General features: G+C 74.6%; 17 protein-coding genes. 9 read left to right on the top strand and 8 right to left on the bottom strand.

All coding sequences use genetic code 11. The features are described 5' to 3' along the window. Nucleotides 1-26: 26 nt before the first annotated feature. From V1634_RS23285 to V1634_RS23255, 7 genes are all read right to left on the bottom strand, one after another. Nucleotides 27-803, bottom strand: coding sequence for an ABC transporter permease (locus V1634_RS23285; protein WP_331209997.1), 777 nt, complete (start codon nucleotides 801-803; stop codon nucleotides 27-29). A 63-nt stretch (nucleotides 804-866) separates the two neighbouring features. Further along, nucleotides 867-1,598, bottom strand: coding sequence for a hypothetical protein (locus tag V1634_RS23280; protein WP_331209996.1), 732 nt, complete (start codon nucleotides 1,596-1,598; stop codon nucleotides 867-869). 70 nt (nucleotides 1,599-1,668) lie between these two features. Then, on the bottom strand, nucleotides 1,669-2,052 hold the full coding sequence (locus V1634_RS23275) for a DUF742 domain-containing protein (RefSeq protein ID WP_331209995.1): 384 nt from the start codon (nucleotides 2,050-2,052) through the stop codon (nucleotides 1,669-1,671). Between the two features lie 6 nt (nucleotides 2,053-2,058). Beyond that, the gene (locus V1634_RS23270) at nucleotides 2,059-2,478 is read right to left on the bottom strand and encodes a roadblock/LC7 domain-containing protein (RefSeq protein ID WP_107258010.1); all 420 of its coding nucleotides are present in this window, start codon (nucleotides 2,476-2,478) and stop codon (nucleotides 2,059-2,061) included. Beyond that, nucleotides 2,450-4,660: a nitrate- and nitrite sensing domain-containing protein gene (locus tag V1634_RS23265; RefSeq protein WP_331209994.1), complete on the bottom strand. Its 2,211-nt coding sequence runs from the start codon at nucleotides 4,658-4,660 to the stop codon at nucleotides 2,450-2,452. Before V1634_RS23265 ends, V1634_RS23270 begins: the two co-directional genes overlap by 29 nt. A 749-nt stretch (nucleotides 4,661-5,409) precedes the next feature. Further along, nucleotides 5,410-8,022, bottom strand: coding sequence for a helix-turn-helix transcriptional regulator (locus V1634_RS23260; protein WP_331209993.1), 2,613 nt, complete (start codon nucleotides 8,020-8,022; stop codon nucleotides 5,410-5,412). Beyond that, complete coding sequence (locus V1634_RS23255; protein WP_331209992.1) at nucleotides 8,022-9,332, bottom strand: Hsp70 family protein; 1,311 nt, start codon at nucleotides 9,330-9,332, stop codon at nucleotides 8,022-8,024. Before V1634_RS23255 ends, V1634_RS23260 begins: the two co-directional genes overlap by 1 nt. A gap of 444 nt (nucleotides 9,333-9,776) precedes the next feature. Between V1634_RS23255 and V1634_RS23250 the strand changes: the two genes are divergently transcribed. The 3 genes from V1634_RS23250 to V1634_RS23240 all read left to right on the top strand — a co-directional run bounded on the left by V1634_RS23250 (nucleotide 9,777) and on the right by V1634_RS23240 (nucleotide 14,465). Next, complete coding sequence (locus tag V1634_RS23250) at nucleotides 9,777-10,679, top strand: IniB N-terminal domain-containing protein (protein WP_331209991.1); 903 nt, start codon at nucleotides 9,777-9,779, stop codon at nucleotides 10,677-10,679. Between the two features lie 104 nt (nucleotides 10,680-10,783). Next, nucleotides 10,784-12,856: a GTP-binding protein gene (locus tag V1634_RS23245; protein WP_331210039.1), complete on the top strand. Its 2,073-nt coding sequence runs from the start codon at nucleotides 10,784-10,786 to the stop codon at nucleotides 12,854-12,856. Between the two features lie 52 nt (nucleotides 12,857-12,908). Then, nucleotides 12,909-14,465, top strand: coding sequence for a hypothetical protein (locus tag V1634_RS23240; RefSeq protein ID WP_331209990.1), 1,557 nt, complete (start codon nucleotides 12,909-12,911; stop codon nucleotides 14,463-14,465). Nucleotides 14,466-14,675: 210 nt separating this feature from the next. On the opposite strand, the gene argS is transcribed toward V1634_RS23240, so the two are convergent. Then, on the bottom strand, nucleotides 14,676-16,394 hold the full coding sequence (gene argS, locus V1634_RS23235) for an arginine--tRNA ligase (protein ID WP_331209989.1): 1,719 nt from the start codon (nucleotides 16,392-16,394) through the stop codon (nucleotides 14,676-14,678). 352 nt (nucleotides 16,395-16,746) lie between these two features. Here argS and V1634_RS23230 point away from each other — a divergent pair, with 352 nt between their 5' ends. From V1634_RS23230 to V1634_RS23205, 6 genes are all read left to right on the top strand, one after another. Next, the gene (locus V1634_RS23230) at nucleotides 16,747-16,953 is read left to right on the top strand and encodes a mycothiol transferase (RefSeq protein ID WP_331209988.1); all 207 of its coding nucleotides are present in this window, start codon (nucleotides 16,747-16,749) and stop codon (nucleotides 16,951-16,953) included. A 127-nt stretch (nucleotides 16,954-17,080) separates the two neighbouring features. After that, on the top strand, nucleotides 17,081-17,806 hold the full coding sequence (locus V1634_RS23225; RefSeq protein WP_331209987.1) for a MerR family transcriptional regulator: 726 nt from the start codon (nucleotides 17,081-17,083) through the stop codon (nucleotides 17,804-17,806). Between the two features lie 88 nt (nucleotides 17,807-17,894). Continuing rightward, the gene (locus V1634_RS23220; protein WP_331209986.1) at nucleotides 17,895-19,355 is read left to right on the top strand and encodes an aldehyde dehydrogenase family protein; all 1,461 of its coding nucleotides are present in this window, start codon (nucleotides 17,895-17,897) and stop codon (nucleotides 19,353-19,355) included. A 41-nt stretch (nucleotides 19,356-19,396) separates the two neighbouring features. Further along, nucleotides 19,397-20,059: a deoxyribonuclease V gene (gene nfi, locus V1634_RS23215; protein WP_331210038.1), complete on the top strand. Its 663-nt coding sequence runs from the start codon at nucleotides 19,397-19,399 to the stop codon at nucleotides 20,057-20,059. Between the two features lie 156 nt (nucleotides 20,060-20,215). After that, nucleotides 20,216-21,508 carry a hypothetical protein gene (locus V1634_RS23210; RefSeq protein WP_331209985.1) on the top strand — a complete coding sequence of 431 codons (1,293 nt, stop codon included), beginning with the start codon at nucleotides 20,216-20,218 and terminating at the stop codon, nucleotides 21,506-21,508. Nucleotides 21,509-21,670: 162 nt separating this feature from the next. After that, nucleotides 21,671-23,056, top strand: coding sequence for a phosphomannomutase/phosphoglucomutase (locus tag V1634_RS23205; RefSeq protein WP_331209984.1), 1,386 nt, complete (start codon nucleotides 21,671-21,673; stop codon nucleotides 23,054-23,056). Nucleotides 23,057-23,077: the final 21 nt, after the last annotated feature.

Raw genomic sequence — 23,077 nt, 5'->3', positions numbered from 1 at the left:
TCGGGCAGTCAGGACGGGTCGGGCAGTCAGGGGCGGGTCGGGACGGAGTCGGCCGGCTGCGCTGCGGCGGTCAGCCGGTGCCGGGCGACCAGTTCGACGGTCCCGGCGATGGCGACGGCCTGCACGGCGAGCAGTGCGATCAGGATGAGCAGTTGGGTGGCGCCGGCCTGCACCGGGCCGGCACCGCCGAGCAGTACGCCGACGAACGCGCCGGGCAGCGTGACGAGTCCGACCGTACGGGTCTGGTCGAGGGCCGGCACCAGGGCCTGACCGGCCGAGGTACGGCAGACCTCCAGCGCGGCGTCCCGGTCCGTGAAGCCGAGGGCGAGCCCCGCCTCGTACTCGCCGTGCCGGGTGCGCAACTCGTCCAGGGCACGCCGGCCGGCCAGACTCGTCGCGGTCATCGCGCCCCCGACCAGGATCCCGGCCGTCGGCAGTACGGCCAGCGGTGTCCGCGGTACCGCACCGGTGCCGACGAGCAGGGTCAACGCCGGGGCGACGCCGAGCCCGATGGGGAGCAGGGTCACCCAGCCGGTGCGTCCACGGGTGACCCGGCGGGCCGAGGTGCCGGCCGCGACCACGTACATCACGAGGACGAAGAGCAGCGTCGACCACCAGAAGCGCAGGACCAGCACGATGATCGCGGAGACCGCCGCGAGCTGGATCACGGCCCGGCCGGAGGCGGTCAGTACCGACCGGCCCGGACCGAGCCGGGCCCAGCCGACGACCCCGGCGCCGAGCAGTGCGAGCGCCGCCAGGACGGCGAAGAAGACCGGCCCGATCTCGATCGAGGTCTGATCCATTCCCGGATTGTGGCCACCGGGCCGGACGACCGCATCCGGACGGCCCGGCGTCGGGTCGCGGTACTACGCCTGGCAGGGACGGTTGTTGATCGTGCAGGCCGTCGGCTCGCCGTCGATCAGCGCACCGTCGACCCGGAAACGCACCTGCACCGAGCCGCGTGCCGGTACCCGACTCGTCGCCTGGTCCGGGACGAAGGTCCAGGTCGCACCCTCGCGGCTGGCCTCGGCGCCGTCCACCGCGCCGACGGACTGGGTCGTCCGGGGCAGGGTGATGACGAGCCGCCAGCCGCTGGCCGGACCGGGACCGGGATTGCTGATGGTCACCGAGGCGGTGTAGTTGAGCAGCGTGACGTCCTCGGTCGCGTAGCGGGCGGCCAGCACCGGCGGGGGCGTCGGGGACGGTGCGGCGGAACGCTCCGGTCTGCTCCGGGACTCGGGCCGGGCCGGAGTCGGTGAGGGCGGCAGCGGCGAGGACGCGGGCGGGGTCGCGCTGCCGCTGGCGCCGTCCGTCCCGTCCGGATCAACCTCGATCTCCGCGGACGGCGGCGGCGCCACCCCCAGCGGCGCGAACTGGTCCGGCGTCCGGAACAGCGCGACGACGAAGAACCCGGTGCCGATGACCGCGACCAGCGCCGCGGCGACGATCAGGCTCACCGTCACCCGGTCACCCCGGCCCACCGGCAGCAGCCCGGCCACCCGGCGGACCAGGGCGCGCAGTGCCGCCACCCCGGCGAGCAGCACGTCGAGGACGGCGACCGGCAGGGTACGCGCCGGACGTTGTCGAACTTTGCGCACGTGACTTCCCTTTCGCTGCACGGGTGGCGACGCCGTGCCGCCCCCGCCCGTCAGACCTGGGCCGAGCGGGTCAGAGCGCCCGCAGCCCGGCGAGCACAGCCTCCAGCAGATCCTCCGAGGGCGCGTCCAGCACCGGTGGCTCGTGGGTGTCGATCAGACCGGCGTCGAGCAGATCGCCGAGCAGCACCCGTACGGTGCCGACCGGCAGGTCGAGCGCGGCGGCGATCTCCGCGACCGAGAGCGGCCGGCGGCAATTGGCGAGGATCTCCGACTGTTCCGGCGTCAGCTCGGCGCGCTGCGGCACCGGCCAGCGGGCCACCACCAGAGAGATCAGATCGAACTGTCCCCGGATCGGCTGCGTCCTGCCCCGCGTCATCGCGTACGGGCGGACCACCGGCCCGGCGTCCTGGTCGTACCAGGCGTCGTCGTGCCGACCTCCTGCACCGGTGCGCACCCCGCGTCACCCCCCGGTCAGGTCATCGGCCGGTACCGGAAAGGTGGGCAGGTGCGAGTCCGCCCGGCCGGCCGCCAACGCCACCTCGTACGCCATCTCGTCGACGTCGGCGTCCCCGGCGAACCGGACGGCCAGGATCGCGCCGCCCCGGGTCGCGGCGACGAAGAGGAACGCGCGGTGCATCTGCACGATGACCTGCCGCACCCCGCCGGGGCCGGAATACCGGGCGGCGGCCTGGGCCAGCGCCTGCAAGCCGGCGACCACACTGGAGAGCTGGTCGGCGAGTTCGCCGCCGACCCCCTGCGAGACCCCGAGCAGCAGCCCGTCGGGGGAGAGCGCCACGGCATGCTCGGCCGCCGAGACCCGGTCCACGAATTCGTCGAGTATCCGGACCAGGTTATCCGTCGTGACCACTGCGTGAGTCACCTGTCGTCCTCTCGCTGCTTTCGGGTTGGTCGGCGCCGGGTGCCGGGAGCGCTACCGGCAGCTCCATCGTCGCCGACCAGTCGGTTGCGGCGCGCCGTACGGGCGCGCCGTTCGGAGCGGGGCCGGTGGCCCGGCTCGGGGTGCCGACCGGGGTGTCCGGGTCCGGACGGCGTACCCGAACCGGCAGAGCCGGGGCGGCCCCGGGTCGGGGCGCACCAGCCGACTGTCCGACGACGCCGCTGTCGGTCGGCCGCCCCGAGGCGGTGGTGGTGCCCGGGGCAGGAGTCGGTTCGGGCTCGGATGTCTCGACCAGCAGAGTAGCCGGCACCAGCACGATCGCGGCCGTCCCGCCCCGGGGCCCGGCCGTCAATTCGACAGTGACGCCGTGCCGGCGGGCGAGCCGGCCGACCACGTACATCCCGACGGCGCCGTTGAGCGGCCCGGCGTTGGGAGTGTCCCGGATCAACTCGTTGACGGCGTCCAGTTCGGCCGGCCCCCGGCCCACGCCGTCGTCGCTGACGATGATCGCCCGACCGTCGCCGCGTACCTCACCGGCGATCCTTACCGTGGTGGTCGGGGCCGATCCGGAGAGCGCGGCCTCGATGACCTCGGCGAGCAGGTGGATCAGGTCGGGCAGGGCCCGCCCGGCGACCGAACCGGACCAGTTCGGAGCCACGAGTACCCGTGGATAGTCCGACACCTCCGCCACCGCGCCCCGTACGACGTCGACCAGCGGCACCGGTCGCCGCCAGCGCCGGCCGGGCGTGCCGCCGGAGAGGCTGATCAACTGTTCCACGTTGCGCCGGATCCGGGTGGCGAGGTGGTCGAGCCGGAACAGCTCGGCCAACTCGTCGGTGTCGGTCTCCCGCCGCTCCATCGCGTCGAGCAGGCCGATCTGCCGGTGCAGCAGGCTCTGGTTCTCCCGGGTCAACCAGACGTTGACCTCCCTGGCCCGCTGGTGCGCGGCGAGCCGGGCCGAGATCTGCGCGGCCCGTTCGGCCACCCGCTCGGTCTCCGCCTGCCGACGTCCGGTCTGCGCCACGAGCTGTTCCCGCTGGCTGGCGAGCCGCTTGCGTTGGGCGGTCAGCTCGGCCGCCCGGTCGGTCAGCTTGGCGGCCCGGTCACGCTGGGCGGCCAGCTCCGTCGCCAGGTCGTCCCGGGCACCGGCCAGCGCGACGTTCTCGCTGCCCAGCTCGTCGAGCCGGGCGACGACCCGTCGGGTGCCGCGCAGGGTCAGTACGGCGGCGGCGACCAGTACCACCAGGCCGAGGCCCCCGACCAGACCGGCCCGGGCGGCCACCCCGGCCGCGCCCCGGGTGGCCCGGTCGACGCTGTCCCGGACCCCGACGGTGACCAGCGTGCGCAGCTCGGCCAGCGCCGGTTCGGTCGTCGCCTGCCAGCGGGCGGGTTGGACCGGCGGGCTTCCGCCGTCCCAGTCGGCCTCCAGCAGTTCCGTCTCGGCGGCGTGCAGGGTCGCGAAGACCGGACCGGTGACCAGTCGCTCGTAGCCGGCCCGCCCCGCCTCGGGCAGTCCGGCCCCCGCCTCGGCCCGGACGAACCGGGCCACCGCGACGAGGTCGACCAGTCGGGCGTGCTCCGCTTCGGTCAACCGGGGCGAGGCGAGCGCTCCGGCCACCAGAGCGTCCTCCCGGGAGAGCAGCTCGGCGGCGCGGGAGAGCGCGAGGAGGGTACGGGTCTCCTCGATCAGGTCGCTGCGCCGGCTGGCCCACTGCGAGCCGTACACGGCGAAGCCGGCGTCGATGATGCTGCCGTACGACGCGGCGGCGCTGGCCCGGTCGACCCGGCCGCCGTCGACGTCCTCGCGGAGCGGCCGGAGGTCGTCCAGCCGCCGGACCAGTTCCGCCGCCCGCTCCCGGACCCCGCCGACGGTGACCAGCCGGAGATCCGTCCCTCCGGTGAACCGCCGCAGCGCTCCGACCGCCGCGTCGGTGCGGCCGCGCTGTTCGAGCAGGGCGGTCCGGTGCCGCCCCGGTGCCGCCAGCTCGACCATGCTGAGCCGGCGTTCCGCCTGGAGGCCGAGGATGAGCGCGTCAGTCGGCTGACCGAGCTGGCTGCCGAGGGTGCGGACCGCGAGCAGGTCCATCGCGTCGCGGGCGGTCAGGAAGGTGGCGTAGCCCCAGAGCACGGTCAGCACGACCAGCAGGGCTGCCGCCTTGACCATGATCCGAGTCGGCGTCGGTGTCACTGCCGGTGTCACTGTTGGTGTCGCTGTTGGTGTCGCCGTTGGCGGCGCGGCGGCTGGCGGCTTCGGCGCCCCAGCCTCGCCGCGTGCCGGCCCCGGGCCGGAGCCGAGCTCGCCGTTGGGTACCTGCCGCTCTGCCGGCCGAGGCCGGTTACCCGGGTGCTCCACCGGCCGTACCCTGTTGCCCGGCTGTTCTCCCGGCCGAGTCGGGTCGGCCGGTCGTGCCACCGGCGGCCGCTTGCCGCGCTGTTCCGCCGCCCGCGACCCGTTGCCCGGCTGTTCCGGAGGCCGTGGCCGCCCGCCCGGCTGTTCCGGTGGTCGTGGCCTGCCGCTCGGCTGTTCTGCTGGTCGTGGCCTGCCGCTCGGCTGTTCTGCTGGTCGTGGCCTGCCGGCCGGCTGTTCCGGTGGTCGTGGCCGGTTGCTCGGTTGCTCGGTGGGGCGGGGCCGGTCAGGGGGCTGTTCTGCCGGCCGTGGCCGCCCGCCCGGCTGCTGCGCTGGTCGTGGCCTGCCGCTCGGCTGTTCTGCCGGTCGTGGCCTGCCGGCCGGCTGTTCCGGTGGTCGTGGCCGGTCAGCATGCTGTTCTGCCGGCCGTGGCCGGTCGGCCCGCTGGCCCGCCGGGCCGGACCGGTCGACCGGACCGTCCACCGGCGCGGCGTCGGCCGGGGTACGGGTCGGTCCCCCTCGCCGGAGTCCGGAGCCGAGCGCCGCTACCCGGCGCGCCGCCCCCTTCACCGTGCCGTCCGCTCTGGCCACGGCGAGCCGGCCGGTCGGCCGCCGGAGCGCTCCTCGACGATGGTCCGCAGCCGGGCCAGCAACTCGCCACGGTTGGCGCAGTTCAGCCGCTGACGCATCCGGGCCACGTGATGTTCGACGGTCTTCGCCGAGATGAACAAACGGTCGCCGATCTGCTTGTACGTCAGGCCGCTGAGCACCAGCTCGGCGACCTCCCGCTCCCGCTCGCTGAGCCGGTTCTCCACCGGTACGGTGATCGCGTCCGCCACCTGGGCGGCTCCGGTACTCGTGGGTCGGGTGCCGCCCTTCGCCCCGGCCGGTCGGCCCTGGAGCATCCGCGCGCAGTCCAGCAGCGTGGTCATCGCCTTCCGGTCGGAGGTGCGGATGGCGGCCTGACCGGCGAGCCGGGCGCCGTCCCAACAGAGGCCGATGCCGTGCAGGCCCCGGGCGGCGGCCTCCACCCGGACCGGGTCGACGACGCCGCGCAGCACCTCGACCCAGCTCTGCCCGGCGGCGGCCACCACGGAGGCGTACCGGGTGTGGCCGGTGGCGGCGGCCAGCGCGGCGACGTGCTCGTCCGCCACCGCCGGCCGGTCGGCCAGGATCGCGGCGTGCAGACAGCTCCAGTGCAGCGGTGTCGTCCACAGTGCTGGGTTGCCCAGCCGGGCCAGCAGGTCCCGGGCCTCGCCGAGATAGGGGGCGAGCCGGTCGAGTTCGCCGAGCCGGGCGGCGGCGATGGCGAACTCGCCGAGCGGCAGCAGGGTGAACAGGTCCACCGGGTGGCGTACCACCGCCTCGCGGGCGCGTTCCCAGCCGCGTTGCAGGGCCGGCAGGTCGCTGTTGCGGCGGGCGGTGCCGAGTTCCAGCGCGGCGGCGAAGATCAGGTCGCGGGACTCCAGCGGTACCGGGCCGGTGGCGACCGCCGCCAGCTGTGCGGCGGCCTCGGCGGCCCGCCCCCGGACCATCAGCAGCCACGCCTGGAGCAACCGGTGCCGGCGGACGGTCAACGTCGCGCCGAGTCCGGCGGCGACGGCCCGGTCCAGGGCGCGCTCGCCGATGTCCAGTTCGCCACAGTGCAGGGCCACCAGGGCGGCCAGCGCCGCCGGGGTCTCCGGCAGCAGGACCGACCGGCCGGCCGGTTCGAGCAGCGCGGACGCCTGCACCAGGGTGGAGAGCGCGGCGGTCGGCGGGCCGGAGAGGGTCTCCTTCAGCCCCCGGGCCATCAACAGGGCCGCGCTGGCGAGCAGCGTCGGCGGACCGTCGGCGGGCGGATCGGCGAGGATCCTGTCGAGCTGGTCGACCCGGCCGGTGCCGGCGGCGCCGAGAGCCGCGAACGCCAGCGACGACGGGGTGCCCGACCAGCGGTACAGCTCGACCGCGCGATCCGTGTGCCCCCGGTGCACCAGCGCGGTCGCGGCGACCGTCGCCCCGTCCGCCCGGTCCGGCGAGTCCGGCGTGGCGATCAGCCGGTCGGCCAGCCGCAGCGCGGAGTCGAGGTCGGCGGAGAGCGCCGCCGCCATCGCCCGGCGGGCCGCCACCGGCCGGCCGGCCGCTCCGGCGACCGCGAAGAGCCGGGCCGCCAGCGCCGGATCGTCGCCCAGCGCCTCGTCACCGGCGGCCTCCGCGACGCCGGGCGGGCAACTGCCGCCGAAGCCGCCGTCGAGCATCGACCGGACCAGCGGGAGCACCCGCCCGCCGCGCTGTAGCTGCAACTCCGCCAGCCGCTGCCAGACCGCCGCCCGCTGGCTCGCCGGGCTCAGCGCGGCGATGGCGCGCCGGACGATCGGGGCGAGCCGGTCGTCCGGCCCGAGCAGCCCGGCGGCGCGGGCCGCCGCGAGCAGTTCGTCCAGCTCGTCAGGCTGCCGGGAGAGCAGCGCGCGGAGCAGGTCGGTGGGGAGTGCCGGGCCGGCCGCCATCGCGAGCAGCAGTCGGCGTACCTCGATGTCGAGGCTCTCCAGCTCGGGCGCGAACTGGAGCAGCACCGAGCGGGGCACCTCCAGCGTCGGCATCGGGCGCTCGGCACCGGCGGGCGACCGCTCCGCGCGGGCGGGCCGGCGGTCGGCCGGGCGCAGCGCCCGGGCCAGCCACTCGACGAACCGGGGTACGCCACCGGTCTGTTCCTGCACCAGCCGGGCGATTCCCGGCGGCACCGTCGAGCCGTACGCCGTGCCGAGGTAGGCCGCGGTGCGCGCCTCGGTGAACGGGCCGAGCAGCACCGGCGGACCGCCCCGGTGCAGTACCTCGGCCAGCTCGGTCAGGCCGGACGGGCGGGGCCAGGGTCGGAACGCGACCGCCAGCCGGGCCCGGCCGGTCTCGGCCAGCCGGCGCAGCTCGGCCAGGGCGGCCGGGTCGAGCAGGTGGGCGTCGTCGACGAGTACGACGCAGTCGGCGTCGCCGGAACCGGTCAGCTCCCGCCAGGAGTCCAGCACGGGTACGCCGGCCTGCCGGTAACCGCGACGCAGCCGGGCGAGTACGGCCGTCTTGCCGTGTCCGCCGGCGGCCTGTACGGCGGTGCAGAGCGGTGCCTGCGGGTCGGCGTCGACCCGGTTGAGGAAGGCGGTGGTCTGCTCGTCGAGTACGAGCGGGGCTTCGGTGTCGGTACGCAGCATCACGTCGTCCTCACCGACCCGGTCCGTCCGGACAATGTTCGCATCGGCAGTTCCAGCGGGGTGATCCGGATCGGTGGCCGGGGCGGCAGCGGGGGCCGTTCCTCGTCGTACCGGGCGGGTTCGCGGCCCTCGCCGGACCGGCCGCGCTGCCGGCGGGCCGGTGGCTCGCCCCGCCGGGCGCCGGGTCGGGGTGGACGCATCACCGGCGGACGCGGCGGCGGCCGGTTGCCCCGCTGCCGGTCCAGGAGTTGGCAGCCGGCCACCGCCGCACCGGCCGCGACGGTGAGCTGCGGGTCGGCCTCGACCTCGACGGGTACCGGGAACCGGGCCGCGAGCAGTTCCCGCACCAGCGGGATCCGGGCCGAGCCGCCGGCCAGCAGTACGCCGTCGAGTTGGTGCGGTGCCAGGCCGCAGGACCGGACCGTGCGGGTCAGCTCGTCCACGGTCAGCGTGACGGCGGGTCGGATCAGGTCTTCGAACCCGCTCCGGCTCACCGGCACCCGGGTCTGCCGGTCGGGGAGCCGGACCAGCACGTCGGCGGTGTCGGCGACGGTCAGTTCGGCCTTGGCCCGGCGGCATTCCCGGCGCAGGCCGAGCAGGGCGTGCCGGACCAGCGGGTCGGTCGGGTCGGCGAGTTCCTTGGCCAGGCTGGCGCGGACGTGCTCGACCAGCGCCTCGTCGAAGTCGGCTCCGGCGGGCGGCTCGGCGTCGGCCAGCCCGCCGCGCAGGTCGAAGCCGAGCGGCTGGGCCCGGTCGACGACGGCGGTGGAGTAGGTGTGACCGCCGAGGGTGTGGACGGCGAAGGTACGGCCGGAGAAGCCGTGCGCGGCGTGGCTGGCGGCGGCGAGGACCGGTGCGGGCAGCAGGGACACGTCGGCGAGACCGACGTCCCAGAGCGCCTCGCCGAGCAGGTGTCGTCGGTAGTCTCCCCAGCCGCCCGGGTGGCTGAGCACGATCCAGTCCGGACGTTCCCGCTCCTGGTCGACGACCCGCTCGACCACCCACATCGCGAGCATGGCGGTGAGCGCCTGTGCCGAGCACGCTTCGCCGCCGACCAGCAGCGGTACGCCGTCGCCGATCCGGTTGCCGAAGTCGCGGGCGATCCAGCCGCTGTCGACGGGACCGTCGTACTCGTCGGGGTCGGCGACGGTGATCGACCGGTTGGTCGACATCAGCAGGACGGACGGCACGGTGTGCCCGACCGGCCCGAGCCGGACGGGTTCGGGGGGATCCCAGTTGCTGCCCCGGAGCCGGGCGACAGCGGCAGCCGTGGCGGTGCTGCCGATATCGATTCCGAGGACGTAGGGCATCCGACCATTCCTTCACCGCGAGTCATGACCCCGGGACGGCGTGTACCGTTTCGTGGCCTCACCGGGGACGACCCCGGGCGGCTGAGATCGCCCGGTGGGCCGTTAGGGAGTCATCTTTTCGTACCAGAGATCTATCCGCCATCGGGACCCTAACTCTGCCGGAACGCATCCCCTATGCCCCTAACGCAGATCTAAGGCGCGGCCCTAGCGAACCGGCCGGGCAACCCCGGCGTCGTCCCCGATGTCCGGCGTGGCCGATTCCGTCTAGCGTCTGCTTCAGACATCCGGCGGCGGCGCAACGCAGCGCGCCGCCGCCGGAGGCAACACCCCCGCACCACCTGCGCCACCTCAGACGGACCCGCTCCCACCGGACGCGGATTCGTCGCCGCCACGACACCGCACCGGACCCGCGCCGGGCGGCGACCGCACCGAGGAGACCGGCACATGGGCTCGCCCCAGACACTGCACGACTTCGTGCTGAACCTGTTGACCAACCCGGACGCCCGGTCGGCCTTCGAGATCGACCCGGAGGGGACGCTGCGCGACGCCGGACTGGCGGACATCAGCGTGGCGGACGTCCAGGACGTGGTGCCGCTGGTGGTGGACTACGCGCCGGTGCAGGGCCTCACCTCGCTGGCCCCGGTCGGCGAGGACGTGGGCCTCGGTCAGTTCCAGCTCGACCCGAGTGGTGTCATCGGTCAGTTGCAGAGCGTCGCGACCCAGTTCGGTGTCTCCACGCACTCCACGGGTTCGGACGTCAACGCGGCGACCCTCGGTGCGATCAGCGTCGCGCCGGGTGGGCTCGGCGCGGTCCTGCCGGGGCTCGGCGCCGACCCGCTCTCCGACCCGCTGGGTCTGGTCGACCCGCTGGTGCCGACCGGCGTGGACGTGGCCGACACCCTCGACTCCGAGGTGGTGGAACCGGTGCTCACCGACACCACCGGCGGGGTCGGCACCCCGGACGGCCTGGTCGGGAACGCGGTGGACGGCGGCCAGATCGGCCTGGTCGACTTCGCCGGTGACACCGTGCGGGGCACTCTGGACGACGTCACCGGACTCGTCGACTCGCTCGGCGTCACCGGCACGGTGGGCGGCGTGACGGACACCGTCGGTGGCGTGACCGACACCGTCACCGGGGTCGGTGACGCGCTGGACCTCGAACCACTCGGCTCCACCGGCACGCCGGTGCTCGACGACACCACCTCGACGGTGTCCGACCTCACCGGCAGCCTTGGCAACACGCTCAGTGACACCACCTCCGGTGTCATCGGTGACAGCGGCACCGCCGGAGAAGTAGACGCCTCCACCTCCGGCGGCCTCCTGGGAATCACGGACGACCTTCTCTGAGCGCGGGAAGTCCGTGAGGCCCACCGAAGGCCGGACCGTGGTCCCACGGTCCGGCCTTCGGTCCTCTTGATAATTCCGGCGCAACCGGCACACTTGGTGCGGTGATGGCGCCCAGTTGGCTTGACGTACTAGACGAGATCGTGCGGGTTTCCCACGCGCACGGTCGGGGCGACCTGATCTCCTGGCTTCGCCATCGCCGGGCCCAGTTGTTGGACCCGAGACTGCGGGTACTGATCGTGGGCGAACCCAAACAGGGCAAGAGTCAGCTCGTCAACGCCTTGCTCAACGCCTCGGTCTGCCCGGTGGGAGACGGGATCAGCACCACCATCCCGACCGTGGTCGGGCACGCCGAGGCGCCGACCGCCGCGCTGGTCTGGAGCCCTCCGCGGGCACCGGAGCAGGCCGGACGGGGACGGCCGGTGGACGGCCACGATCCGCAGGCCCCGCCCGGCCGGCGACGTGACATCCCACCGGGGTCACCGGTGCGGACCGGTCCGACCGGCCAGCCCCTGCCCGGTGCGCGCCCCGGTACGGCGGTGCCCGGCCCGGCGCAGCGGATAGCCGTACCGATCGAGCAGATCGTGGCCCGGATCAGCGGCCGCAGTGGCGGGATCGGCGACGTACCGGCCGGCTCGGCGGACGGCGGCGGACGCACGGTCGGCGGCGGCGGGGCGGTACGGCGGCGTCCGGGCGGTGGACTGGAGCACGCCGAGATCGGCATCCCCCGGGCGCTGCTCGCCTCCGGACTCGTCCTCGTCGACACGCCGGGGGTGGACGGCACCGACCCGGGTCGGGCGATCAGCCCGGCCGCCACCCCGAACCAGGCCGACCTGGTGCTGCTGGTCTCGGACGTGACCCGGGAACTCTCGGTTGCCGAGCTGAACCTGCTGCTGCACATCGCGCGGTCGCACGCCAACCTGGCCGTGGTGCAGAGCAAGATCGACCTGGTGCCGCACTGGCGTACGGTGGTCGAGCGCAACCGGCAGCACCTGGCCGACGCGGGCGTACCGGCGGCGCTGATCCCGGTCTCCGCGACGCTGCGCCTACAGGCGGCCCGGAGCAACGACAAGCAGCTCAACGCCGAGTCGCACTTCCCGGAACTGCTCAACCGGATCAAGCGCGACCAGGCCGGCAAGGCCGACGCGCTCGCCCGGGCGGCGGTGGCGCACAGCGCCCGGACGGTCCTCGAACAGCTCGCGGCGCCGCTCCGCGCCGAACTCGCGGTGGCGAAGGAGGCTGCCGTCGAGCAGTCCGGCCCGATCTCGAAACTGCACGCGGCCCAGCGCGAGGTGGACGAGCTGCGCCGCTGCTCGGTGCGCTGGCAGAACACCCTGAACGACGAGATGGCGGACCTGATCTCCGACGTCGAGTACGACCTGCGCGACCGTACCCGGCAGATCCTGCGCAAGGTGGACGAGGCGTTCGACAAGGCCGACCCGCTCACCGGCTGGGACACCTTCCAGGAGTGGCTGACCGAGAACCTCACCGACGCGGCCGAGGCGAACTACGCCTGGCTGGCCGAGCGCTGCGGCTGGATCGCCAACCGGGTCGCCAGCCAGTTCGACCGGTACGGCTTCGACGCGCTGCCGAGCTGGTCGGTACGGGTACCGGAGAACCTCAGCGACCGGATCCAGATCATGGAGCAGCCGACGGTGGAGAAGTTCACCCGGACCCAGAAGCTGGTCACCGGGCTGCGCGGCTCGTACGGCGGCGTGCTGATGTTCGGCCTGGCCACCACGCTGGCCGGGATGCCGCTGATCAACCCGATCTCGCTCGGCGCCGGCGCGCTCTTCGGCGGCAAGAGCGTCCGCGACGAGGGGAAGTCGCTGCTCAAACGCCGGCAGGCGGCGGTCAAGACGGCGACCCAGCGGCACGTCGACGACTTCTTCCTCCGGCTGAGCAAGGACTGCAAGGACACCGCCCGGCAGGTGCAGCGGATGCTCCGGGACCACTTCACCGGGCTGACCGAGGAGTTGCAGGAGGGCATCGTGCGGTCGTTCCGGACCGCCAAGCAGGCCGCCGAGGCGGACGCGGCCGAGCGTGACCAGCGGCAGCGCCGACTCGCCCTGGAGATGAAACGGCTCGCGGACCTCTACGAGAAGGCACAGGCGCTGGCCGGCGCGCAGTCCCTCGGCACCGGCCGCACCGGGAGCACCGGGTTGGAGCCCGGCCCGTGAGCGCGAGGAGTGAGCTTGCGAGCCCCGGGGTCGCGAACGAGAGTGGGCTCGGGTGAGCCGGGTGGGCCGGCTGGACGAGGCGGCCTGGGGGCTGGTGCACGAGGCGCTGGAGGTCTACGGCAACGACCCCCGGGCGGTGGAGCAGTTGCACCGGCAGTTCGCCCGGTTCGAGGAGCCGCTGCGGATCGCCGTCGCCGGCCCGTGGCGGTCCGGCAAGTCGACGCTGGTCAACGCTGTGATGGGCGAGGCGGTCGCACCGGTCGAGGTGGCCGACGGCCGCCAGGTCTTCACCTGGTACGAGGACGGGCCGGAACCACGGGTCACCGCGTACCCGGCCGGGGGCGCGCCCCGGGACCTCGCGGTGACCCGTACCGCCAGCGGGATGCGGGTGGACCTCGGCGGCGGGCGGTGGGACCAGGTCGACGACATCGTGGTGCAGTGGCCGACCCGGGCGCTGCGGCACGCCGTACTGATCGACACTCCGGCGGTCAGCCACCGACCCGACGATCGGACGGCTGGCGAGGATGCCGGGGCCGGGCGGGGACGGCTGGCGCTCGCGGCCGGGCCGACCGCCGGTGGGGACGCCGAACTGGTCGGCGGTGCCGGTGGCGGCGCGGCAACGGTGCAGCGGATCGTGCACGAGGCCGATGCCGTGCTCTATCTGAGCCGGGACGGCAGCGGGGACGACCTGCGGCCGTTCCAGGCGGCGCAGCCGGGCTCGGTGGCCCGGGCCGCGCCGGTGAACGTACTCCTGGTGCTGTCCAGGGTGGACGAACTCGGCGGCGGTCGGGTCGACGCGCTGCTCACCGCCCGGCAGCTCGCCCGCCGGCACCGCCGCGACCCGAGGGTCAACGCGTACTGCCTGAGCGTGGTCGCGCTCGGCGGGCTCGTCGCGCTCGCCGGCCGGATGCTGAGCGAGTCGGAGTACGCCGCGCTGGCCGCGCTGGCCGGGCTGCCCCGGGCGGAGACGGACCGGCTGCTGCTCTCCACCGACCGGTTCCTGGCCGCCGAATTCCCGGTCCCGCTCGACCTGGAGACCCGACGTCGGCTGCTCGACCGGCTCGGCATCTTCGGGGTACGCCTCTCCACCACGCTGGTCCGGACCGGTTCCGACAGCCGGGCCCGGCTCGCCGCCGAGCTGGTCCGGCGCAGTGGCCTGACCGAGCTGCGCGAGTCGATGACCCGGTATTTCGTCGACCGGGCCCCGGTGCTCAAGGCCCGGGCGGTGCTGATGGCGCTGGAGTCGCTGCTCCGGGCCGAGCCCCGGCCGGGCGCGACGGAGCTGCTCGCCCGGCTGGAGCAGGTGTTGGCCGGCGCGCACGAGTTCCGTGAGCTGCGGCTCTCGGCGGCGCTGCTCGGCGGCCAGCTCCGGTTCGACCCGGAGTTGGCCGCCGAGGCCAACCGGCTGATCGGCGGGGACGGGGCGAGCCTGGCGGCCCGGCTCGGCGTCGAGCACGACGTCACCGGGGACGAGCTGTGGGCGCGCGGCTCGGCGGCGGTACGCCGCTGGCAGGAGCTGGCCGAGGATCCGCTGCGCGGCGTCGACCAGCGCCGCGCCGCCCGCACCGTCGTCCGTAGCTGCGAGGGCATCCTCGCCGAACTCTCCTGACCGCGTACGCGTACCGTCTCAGCTGGGTGTGCAGACGGCGACGCCCCACCGCCTGGTGCGTTCCCGGGGGTAGGGCGTTCGTCGTGTCCGTCTCGGCAGTGCTAGGGACGACGGTGGGTGACGTCGCCGACGAAGGCCCGCCAGGCGGCCGGCGAACCGGGGCGGGCCTTCGCCTATGGCAGGCGCCGGCCAATCAGCCGCACCGTCTGCTCACAGCCGGACCGGGGTGGCGATGCCGAGCAGGTGCAGGCCCTGCCGGAGTACCCGGGCGGTGAGGTCGCAGAGGACGAGCCGGCTCTCCCGGACGGGCGGCTCGGCGCGGAGTACCGGGCACTGCTCGAAGAAGGCGCTGAAGGCGACCGCGACCGCGTGCAGGTGGGCGGCGAGGCGGTGGAATTCCAGGGTCCGGCCCACGGTGTCGACGACCGCGCCGAAGCCGAGCAGTTCCAGCGCGAGCGCCCGTTCGGCCGGCTCGACGACCGAGATCGGTACGCCCTGCGGCACCCCGCCGCCCGTCCGCCGGAAGATGGACCGGATCCGCGCGTGCGCGTACTGGAGGTAGGGGGCGGTGTTGCCGGACAACCCGAGCATCCGGTCCCAGTCGAAGACGTAGTCCCGGGTCCGGTCGCTGGCCAGGTCCGCGTACTTGACCGCGCCGATGCCGATCGCCCGGGCCAGCTCGGCGATCTCGGCCTGGTCCAGGTCCGGGTTCTTCTGCCGGGCCAGTGTCGCCGCCCGGTCCACCGCCTCGGCGAGCAGGTCGACCAGCTTCACCGAGTCGCCGGCCCGACTGGCGAGCTTGCGGCCGTCCGGGCCGAGGACCAGCCCGAAGCCGACGTGTTCGGCCCGGGCCGGTGGCCGCAGCCAGCCCGCCGCCCGGGCGACCGCGAACACCATCTCGAAGTGCTGCCGCTGTGGGAGCCCGACGACGTAGAGCAGCCGGGTGGCGCCGAGTTCCCGGATCCGGTGCCGCAGCGCGGCGAGGTCGGTGGCGGCGTAGCCGTACCCGCCGTCCCGCTTGCGCACGATGAGCGGTACCGGCTCGCCGTCCCGGCCGGGGAAGCCGGGCGGGAAGACGCAGGCCGCGTCGCCGCTCTCGACGAGCAGGCCGAGCCGGTGCAGTTCGTCGGTGATCGGGTCGAGCATCGCGTTGTAGTGGCTCTCGCCGACGAAGTCCGCCCGGGCCAGCAGGACGTCGAGCCGGTCGTAGACGGCCAGGAAGTACGACTCCGACTCGGTGACCAGCAGCCGCCACAGCCGCAGCGTCGCCTCGTCCCCGGCCTGGAGCGCCACCACCCGCTGGCGGGCCCGCTGCCGGAACGCCTCGTCGGCGTCGAACTTGGCCCGGGCTCCCTTGTAGAACGAGTCCAGATCGCCGATCGACAACTCGGCGACGGCGGTGGACTCGCCGAGGTCGACCAGGTGCTCGATCAGCATCCCGAACGGGGTACCCCAGTCACCGAGGTGGTTGGCCCGGACGACCCGGTGCCCGAGCCACTCCAGCAGCCGGGCGACGGCGTCGCCGATGATGGTCGACCGGAGGTGTCCGACGTGCATCTCCTTGGCCACGTTCGGCGCCGAGTAGTCCACCACCACCGTCTCCGGGCTGGTCACGGCCGGCACGCCGAGCCGGGGGTCGGCGGCCATCCTCGACAGCAGTGTGCCGAGCAGGTCGTCCGCGACCGTGAGGTTGACGAATCCGGGACCGGAGACCGTCACCGACGAGCAGAGGTCGACGAGCGCCGCGTGCGCGACCACCTCGGTGGCGATCTCCCGGGGGGTCCGGCCGAGCCGGCGGGCCAGCGACAGTGCCGCCTCGGCCTGAAAGTCGGCGTGCCGGGAGCGCCGGACCACCGGGTCCACCGGTTCGCCGGCCAGCGCCGAGAACGACCGCGCCAGCCGGTCGGTGAGCAGGGTTTCGAGATCCATTCCGGGTACGCCTCTCGCTCCGGTCCGTTGCCGGACCAATGGGGAGCGGACTGATCGACGTACGGGGTACCGGCGGATCGGTCCGCCGGTCGTGATCAGGGCTGGTCAGCGCAGGCGGCCTCGGCGGGCTCGGGTACGAGCCACCGGGCGCCGTCGGTGCAGGGCCGGGGAGGACCCGGACCGGGGCGCGGTCCGACCCGAGAGGTCGGGGTACGCCGCAGCGGCAGCACTGGCCACGAGGGCAGGATAACCGGAACATCGGCGTCGGTGCGCGGGATATCCGGGTCGGCCGCCTGCCGGTGCTGGTGGGCGGGGCGGTCTGCGGCGGGGTTTGCGGGCTAGCCTCGTCGGCATGTCCGCGTCGCCCGAACGCATGCCGGCGACCCTTGACGACCCGCCGGTCGACGTCTCCGATCCGCGTGAACTGCTGCTGCGCTATCTCGACGATCCGGCGCCGACGCTCGGCCGGATCCTCTTCCACCTCTTCCAGGAGTACGCCCGGCACGGCGGCCAGCTCGACATCGCCCGGGAACTGCTCGACGGTACGGTCGGCGAGTAGCCGGCCGGCCTTTCAGCACTGCTCCGAAACGCCTTGAGGGTTGTGGCAGCCTGGGGGCTTACCCTGGGCGGATGCGTCTGACAACCCTCAACCCGGCGGACCCGGCTCCGGGCGGCGGGGCGGCGCGGTGAGCCGGGCGGAGCGGAGGCTGCGTCCCGTCGACCTCGCCCGGCTGGCCGGCATCTCCACCCAGCAGGTCCGCAACTATCTCGACGCCGGGGTGCTGCCCCCGGCGCCCCGGAGCGCCTCCGGATACCGCCAGTTCGACGAGCGGCACCGCCTGGCGCTGCTGACGTACCGGGCGCTGGCCAGGGGGTACGGCTGGGAGACAGCTCGGTCGATCATGCATGCGGTGCACGCCGGGGACCTGCCGTCCGCGCTCGCGCTGGTCGACGCCAGTCACGCCGGGCTGCACGAGGAGCGTCGTGCGCTCGCCGAGGCCGCTACCGCCCTGGAAGCGGTCGCCGAGCAGGAGACCGAGCCTGCGACGGTGTCCCGGCTGACGTTGCGGATCGGCGAGCTGGCGGCCCGGCTGGGTGTGCGTACGTCGGCGTTGCGGGTCTGGGAGGCCGCCGGCCTGCTCATTCCGGAGCGGGAACCGGGGACCGGGTACCGCCGGTTCGGCCCGGCCGAGATCCGGGACGCCCAGATGATCAGCATGCTCCGGCGGAGCCGCTACCTGCTGCCGCAGATCCGGCCCATCCTCGACGGTCTGCGCCGCACCGGCAGTACGGCGGCGCTGCGGGCCGCGGTGGAGCGCCGCAGGCTGGAGCTGACCGAACGGGCCACCGCGATGCTGGAGGGGTCGAGCCGGCTGCACGACTACCTGAGCACCACACCCGGCGAGGAGTGACAAGCCAGCCGCCTGAGCAGCGTGCCCGGGCCAGAGAAAGGCGAGCGGCGATCCGTCGGCCGGTACCCGGGGGGTTAGGCTGCCGGACGTGGAATCCGTGCCGTTCCTCCTCGCCGGCCGGCCGGCCCGGGGCGGCGATCCGTTCGTGGTCCGGCATCCCGACGGTCGCGAGGTCGGCCGGACCAGCCACGCCGACCCGGAGCAGGTCGAGGCGGCGGTCGCCGCCGCCGCCGAGGTGGCGGACCGGGCAGCCGCCCTGCCGGCGCACGTCCGGGCCGGCGCCTTGGCACACGTGTCGCGCCGGCTCGCCGAGCGGGCCGAGGAGATCGCCCGGCTGATCACCGCCGAGAGCGGCAAGCCGGTCAGGTGGGCGAGGGTCGAGGTGGCCCGCGCGGTCGCCACCTTCCGGTGGGGTGCCGAGGAGGCCCGGCGCTGGTCCGGCGAGGTGCAGCGGTTGGACACCGAGCCGGCCGGGGAGGGCCGGGTCGCCCTGGTCCGCCGGCTGCCCCGGGGGCCGGTGCTCGGCATCACGCCGTTCAACTTTCCGCTGAACCTGGTCGCGCACAAGGTCGCCCCCGCGCTCGCGGTGGGGGCGCCGATCGTGGTCAAGCCGGCCCCGGCGACGCCGCTGACCGCGCTGCTCCTCGGCGAACTGCTGGCCGAGGTGACCGAGCCGGACGGGCCGGGGACCGGCCTGCCGGCCGGGATGTGCTCGGTGCTGCCGCTGCCGAACGACCGGGCCGGCGACCTGGTCCGGGACCCCCGGCTGCCGGTGGTGTCGTTCACCGGTTCCGGGCCGGTCGGTGCGGCGATCCGGCGGTCGGTGCCGGACAAGCACGTCACGCTGGAACTCGGCGGCAACGCCGCGGCGGTGGTCTGCGCGGACTGGGCCAGCGCCGACGACTTCGACCAGGCCGCGCGGCGGATCGCCACCTTCGGCAACTACCAGGCCGGGCAGAGCTGCATCGCGGTGCAGCGGGTCTTCGTGCACGAGTGGCTGCTCGACGGCTTCCTGCCCCGGCTGGTCGCGGCGGTCGCCGCGCTGCGTACCGGGGATCCGGCCGACGAGGCGACCGAGGTCGGGCCGCTGATCGACGAGGCCGCCGCCCGGCGCGTCGAGAGCTGGGTCGACGAGGCGGTGGCGGCCGGTGCCACCGTCGAGTTGGGCGGTCGCCGGGAAGGCCCGCACTACGCGCCGACGGTCTTGACCGGGGTGCCGCCGCAGTGCCGGGTCAACACCGAAGAGGTCTTCGGGCCCGTCCTGGTGGTGGCGCCGGTGCCGGACGACGCGGCCGCGTTCGCCGCCGTCAACGACTCGGCGTACGGGTTGCAGGCCGGGGTCTTCACGCACGACCTGCGAACCGCGTTCGCCGCGTACCGGACGCTCCGGGTCGGCGGCGTGATCGTCGGCGACGTGCCGTCGTACCGGGCCGACCAGATGCCGTACGGCGGGGTGAAGGGCAGCGGTGTCGGCCGGGAGGGGGTGCGCAGCGCGATGGAGGACTACACCGAGTCCCGGGTGATGGTGCTGAGCGGGATCGAGTGGTAGCCCGGCCGCCGGAGTTCTCCACCGTCTGCGCCGCGATCGGGATCCCGGGCACGGTCGCCGAGGCGGAGGCGGTGCAGGACCGGCTGCGCCCGCTGGTCGACCTGACCGGGCCGGGGCCGGCCGCACCCCGCACGGTGGCCGGGCTCGACGTGGCGTACGCCGAGGACGGCGACCGGCTCGCCGCCGCGGTGACCGTGCTGGACCCGGCCACCCTGGAGGTGTTGGACACGGCGGTGGCCACCGGCCGGGCCGCCTTCGACTACGTACCCGGGCTCTTCGCCTTTCGGGAGCTGCCCGCGCTGCTGACCGCGCTCGCCCGGCTGACCGTCGAGCCGGAGCTGCTGGTCTGCGACGGGCACGGGCTCGCCCACCCGCGCCGGTTCGGGCTCGCCTGTCACCTGGGCGTACTCACCGACCGTCCGGCGATCGGTGTCGGCAAGACGCCGCTGGTCGGGACGTGGGCCGGGCCGGACCGGCGGCGCGGGTCCTGGGCGCCGCTGGTCGACGGTGCGGAGCAGGTCGGCCGGGTGTTGCGGACCCGGGACGACGTACGGCCGGTCTTCGTCTCGGTGGGGCACCGGATGGACCTGGACAACGCCTGCGCCCAGGTGCTCCGGCTCACCCCGTCGTACCGGTTGCCGGAGACCACCCGGCAGGCGGACCGGCTCTGCCGGGCCGAACTGCGCCGGTTCGCCGGGGTGTGACGGCGGGAGGGCCGTCCACCCGCTTCGGCGGCGGTGGGTCGGGTCCGGCCGGCCGGCCGGAGGATTCGGCGCGGCGCCGGGCGGGCATGAGAGAGGGCGGTTGCCGCTGCACCGGTAGCCTGTGCCCGGATCTGCACTGCGACGAGCGAGGTGATCATGTCGGTACGGCGTGGCGCGACCTGGCTGGGAACCGTCGGCCTGCTGGTCGGTACGACGGTGTCACTCGCCGCCGCCCCGGCCGTGGCCGAGGGCGAATCGGTACGCGTCCGCGCGCCGAGTTCGATCAGCGCGGGTGGCTCGCCCGGCTCGGTGACGGTGAACGTCTCGATGCGCGGTGGTGCCTGTGTCAACGTCCGCACCGTGCTCGGGGTGCACCTGCCCGGGTTGACCGCCGACCGGGTCGAGGTGCGGGTCGCCGCCGACGGTGGCTGGCGCCGGGTGCCGGTCTCGGAGGCCGGGAACGGGCTGGTCGTCGGGGAGCGCACCGCGCCGCAGAAGCCCGAACTCTGCGCGCGGAAGAGCGTCTCCAGCCGGTACCGGGTGAGTCTGGCCGAGGGTGCGCCCGGCGGCCGGGTGACGTTGCTGGCCGAGGCGTACGGTGCGGGTGGCCGGCTGCTCGGCCGGGACACCGATTCGGCCCGGGTGACCGGCCGGACCGGAGACGTCCCGGCGGCGCCGGAGCGTACCCCCGAACTGGTGATCCCGTCGGCGACCCCGCAGGCCACCGAGGAGCCGGCCGCGCCGGCCACCGAGGAGGTGGCGGCGGCCCTGCCGGCGCAGCCGGTCGCCGCCGAGGACGAGTCCGGCGGGTCGCTCGGGCTGGGCGGCATGGTGATGGTGGTCGGCATCGTGATGGTCGGGATCGGGATCGCCCTGATGGTGCTCCTGATCCGGCGGAGCCGGGCGGAGCGTGGCCGGGCGGCCGCGGCGTCGGGGGACGAGGCGGAGAAGACCGCCCGGATCGTCCTGCTCGGTGCGGAGCGGACCACCCGGATTCCCCCGGCGGACCCGACGGCCCGGATCGCGCCGGTGGGTCCGGTCTTCCGCAGCGGCGCCGGTGCCGGCCGTGCCCCCGGTGACGGTGCCGGGCCGGTCGGCGCGGCCGGACCCCTGCCCGGCACGCAGCCGGTGGACCGGGTCGGGCCGGTCGGCGGGGCCGGCGCGGCGCCGGGTGGCGCGGCGGCGGTCGGTGACCAGACCCTGATCCTGCCCGCCTCCGGCGCGGTTCTGCCGCGGCCGGCCGGATCGACGCCGCCCCGGCAGCCGGGGCCGGTCCCGCCGCAGGTGGTACCGCCGGCGCGGAGCGGCGCGGTGTCCGCAGGCGAGGTGCCGGCCCGGCCGGAGGCTGTGCCGCCCCGGCCGGAGGCGTCCGTACCTCCGGAGCAGCCCTCGGCCGGCGGGCCCGACGCGACCCTGATCCTGCCGCCGGCCCGGCGTCCCCAGCAGTAGTCCGGCTTGCTCTGCCGGCCGGGCGTGTCGGGGTCGGTACGCCCGGCCGGGCAGGGCGGACGGCGGGTGTTCGCCACCGGCGGATCGCCTTGGGGCGGGGCGTGGGGTCCGGCTCCGATACGCTCAGGCCGTTGACCGAGTGTCCTTCTGAGGGGCGAGATCTTGTCTGATTTGTCCGCTATCGTCAAGGCGTACGACGTCCGGGGCACCGTTCCGGAGCAGTGGGACGAGCGGGCCGCCGAGGCGTTGGGCGCGGCCTTCGCGCAGCTGCTCCGTACCTCGGGGGAGCCGGCCGGGACCGTAGCCGTCGCCCACGACATGCGGGAGTCGTCGCCCGGTCTCGCCGCCGCCTTCGCCGCCGGGGTCCGCTCCGAGGGGCTCGGCGTGCTCCATCTCGGCCTCGGCAGCACCGACCTGCTCTACTACGCCTCCGGCAGCCTCGACCTGCCGGGTGCGATGTTCACCGCCAGCCACAACCCGGCCGCCTACAACGGGATCAAGATGTGCCGTGGCGGGGCGCGGCCGATCGGCCAGGACACCGGGCTGACCGAGCTGCGTGACCGGGCGCAGGCGCTGCTGGACAAGGGCGAGACCCGGCCGGTGGACGAGCCGCTGCCGCCGCTGGAACACCGGGACCTGCTGCCCGCGTACGCCGCACACCTGCGCACCCTGGTCGACCTGACCGGGATCCGCCCGCTCAAGGTGGTGATCGACGCGGGCAACGGCATGGGCGGGCACACCGTACCGGCCGTGCTCGGCGACGCCGTCCTGCCGGCGCTGCCGCTGGAGATCGTGCCGCTCTATTTCGAACTCGACGGCTCGTTCCCCAACCACGAGGCGAACCCGCTGGACCCGGCGAACCTGGTCGACCTCCAGGCGGCCGTACGCGAGCACCGCGCCGACCTCGGGCTCGCCTTCGACGGCGACGCCGACCGCTGCTTCGTGATCGACGAGCGGGGCGAGCCGGTCTCGCCGTCGGCGATCACCGCCCTGGTGGCGGTACGCGAGCTGGCCAAGCACCCCGGCGCGACGATCATCCACAACCTGATCACGTCGAGCGCGGTGTCGGAGATCGTCCGTGAGCACGGCGGCGAGCCGGTGCGCAGCCGGGTCGGCCACTCCTTCATCAAGGCCGAGATGGCCCGCACCAACGCGGCCTTCGGCGGCGAGCACTCGGCGCACTACTACTTCCGGGACTTCTGGTTCGCCGACACCGGGATGCTCGCCGCGATGCACCTGCTGGCGGCGCTCGGCGAGCAGGACGGCCCGCTGTCGGAACTCGGCCGGGCGTACGAGCGGTACGCCTCCTCCGGCGAGATCAACTCGACAGTACCGGACCAGCGGGCCAAGCTGGCCGAGGTCCGGGCCGGCTACCCGGACGCCGAGACCGACGAGCTGGACGGGCTGACCCTGCGCTTCCCGGACGGCGCCTGGGTCAACCTGCGCCCGTCCAACACCGAGCCGCTGCTCCGGCTCAACGTCGAGGCGCCCACCCCGGAACGGATGGTGGCGCTCCGCGACGAGGTACTCGGACTGGTTCGCCGATAAGATCCATCGCGCCGGTCGGAG

The sequence above is a fragment of the Plantactinospora veratri genome, from assembly GCF_036421995.1.
GTDB lineage: Bacteria > Actinomycetota > Actinomycetes > Mycobacteriales > Micromonosporaceae > Plantactinospora > Plantactinospora veratri.
The sequence above is the reverse complement of the archived record's forward strand: the minus strand, read 5'-3'. Positions and strand labels throughout refer to the sequence as shown.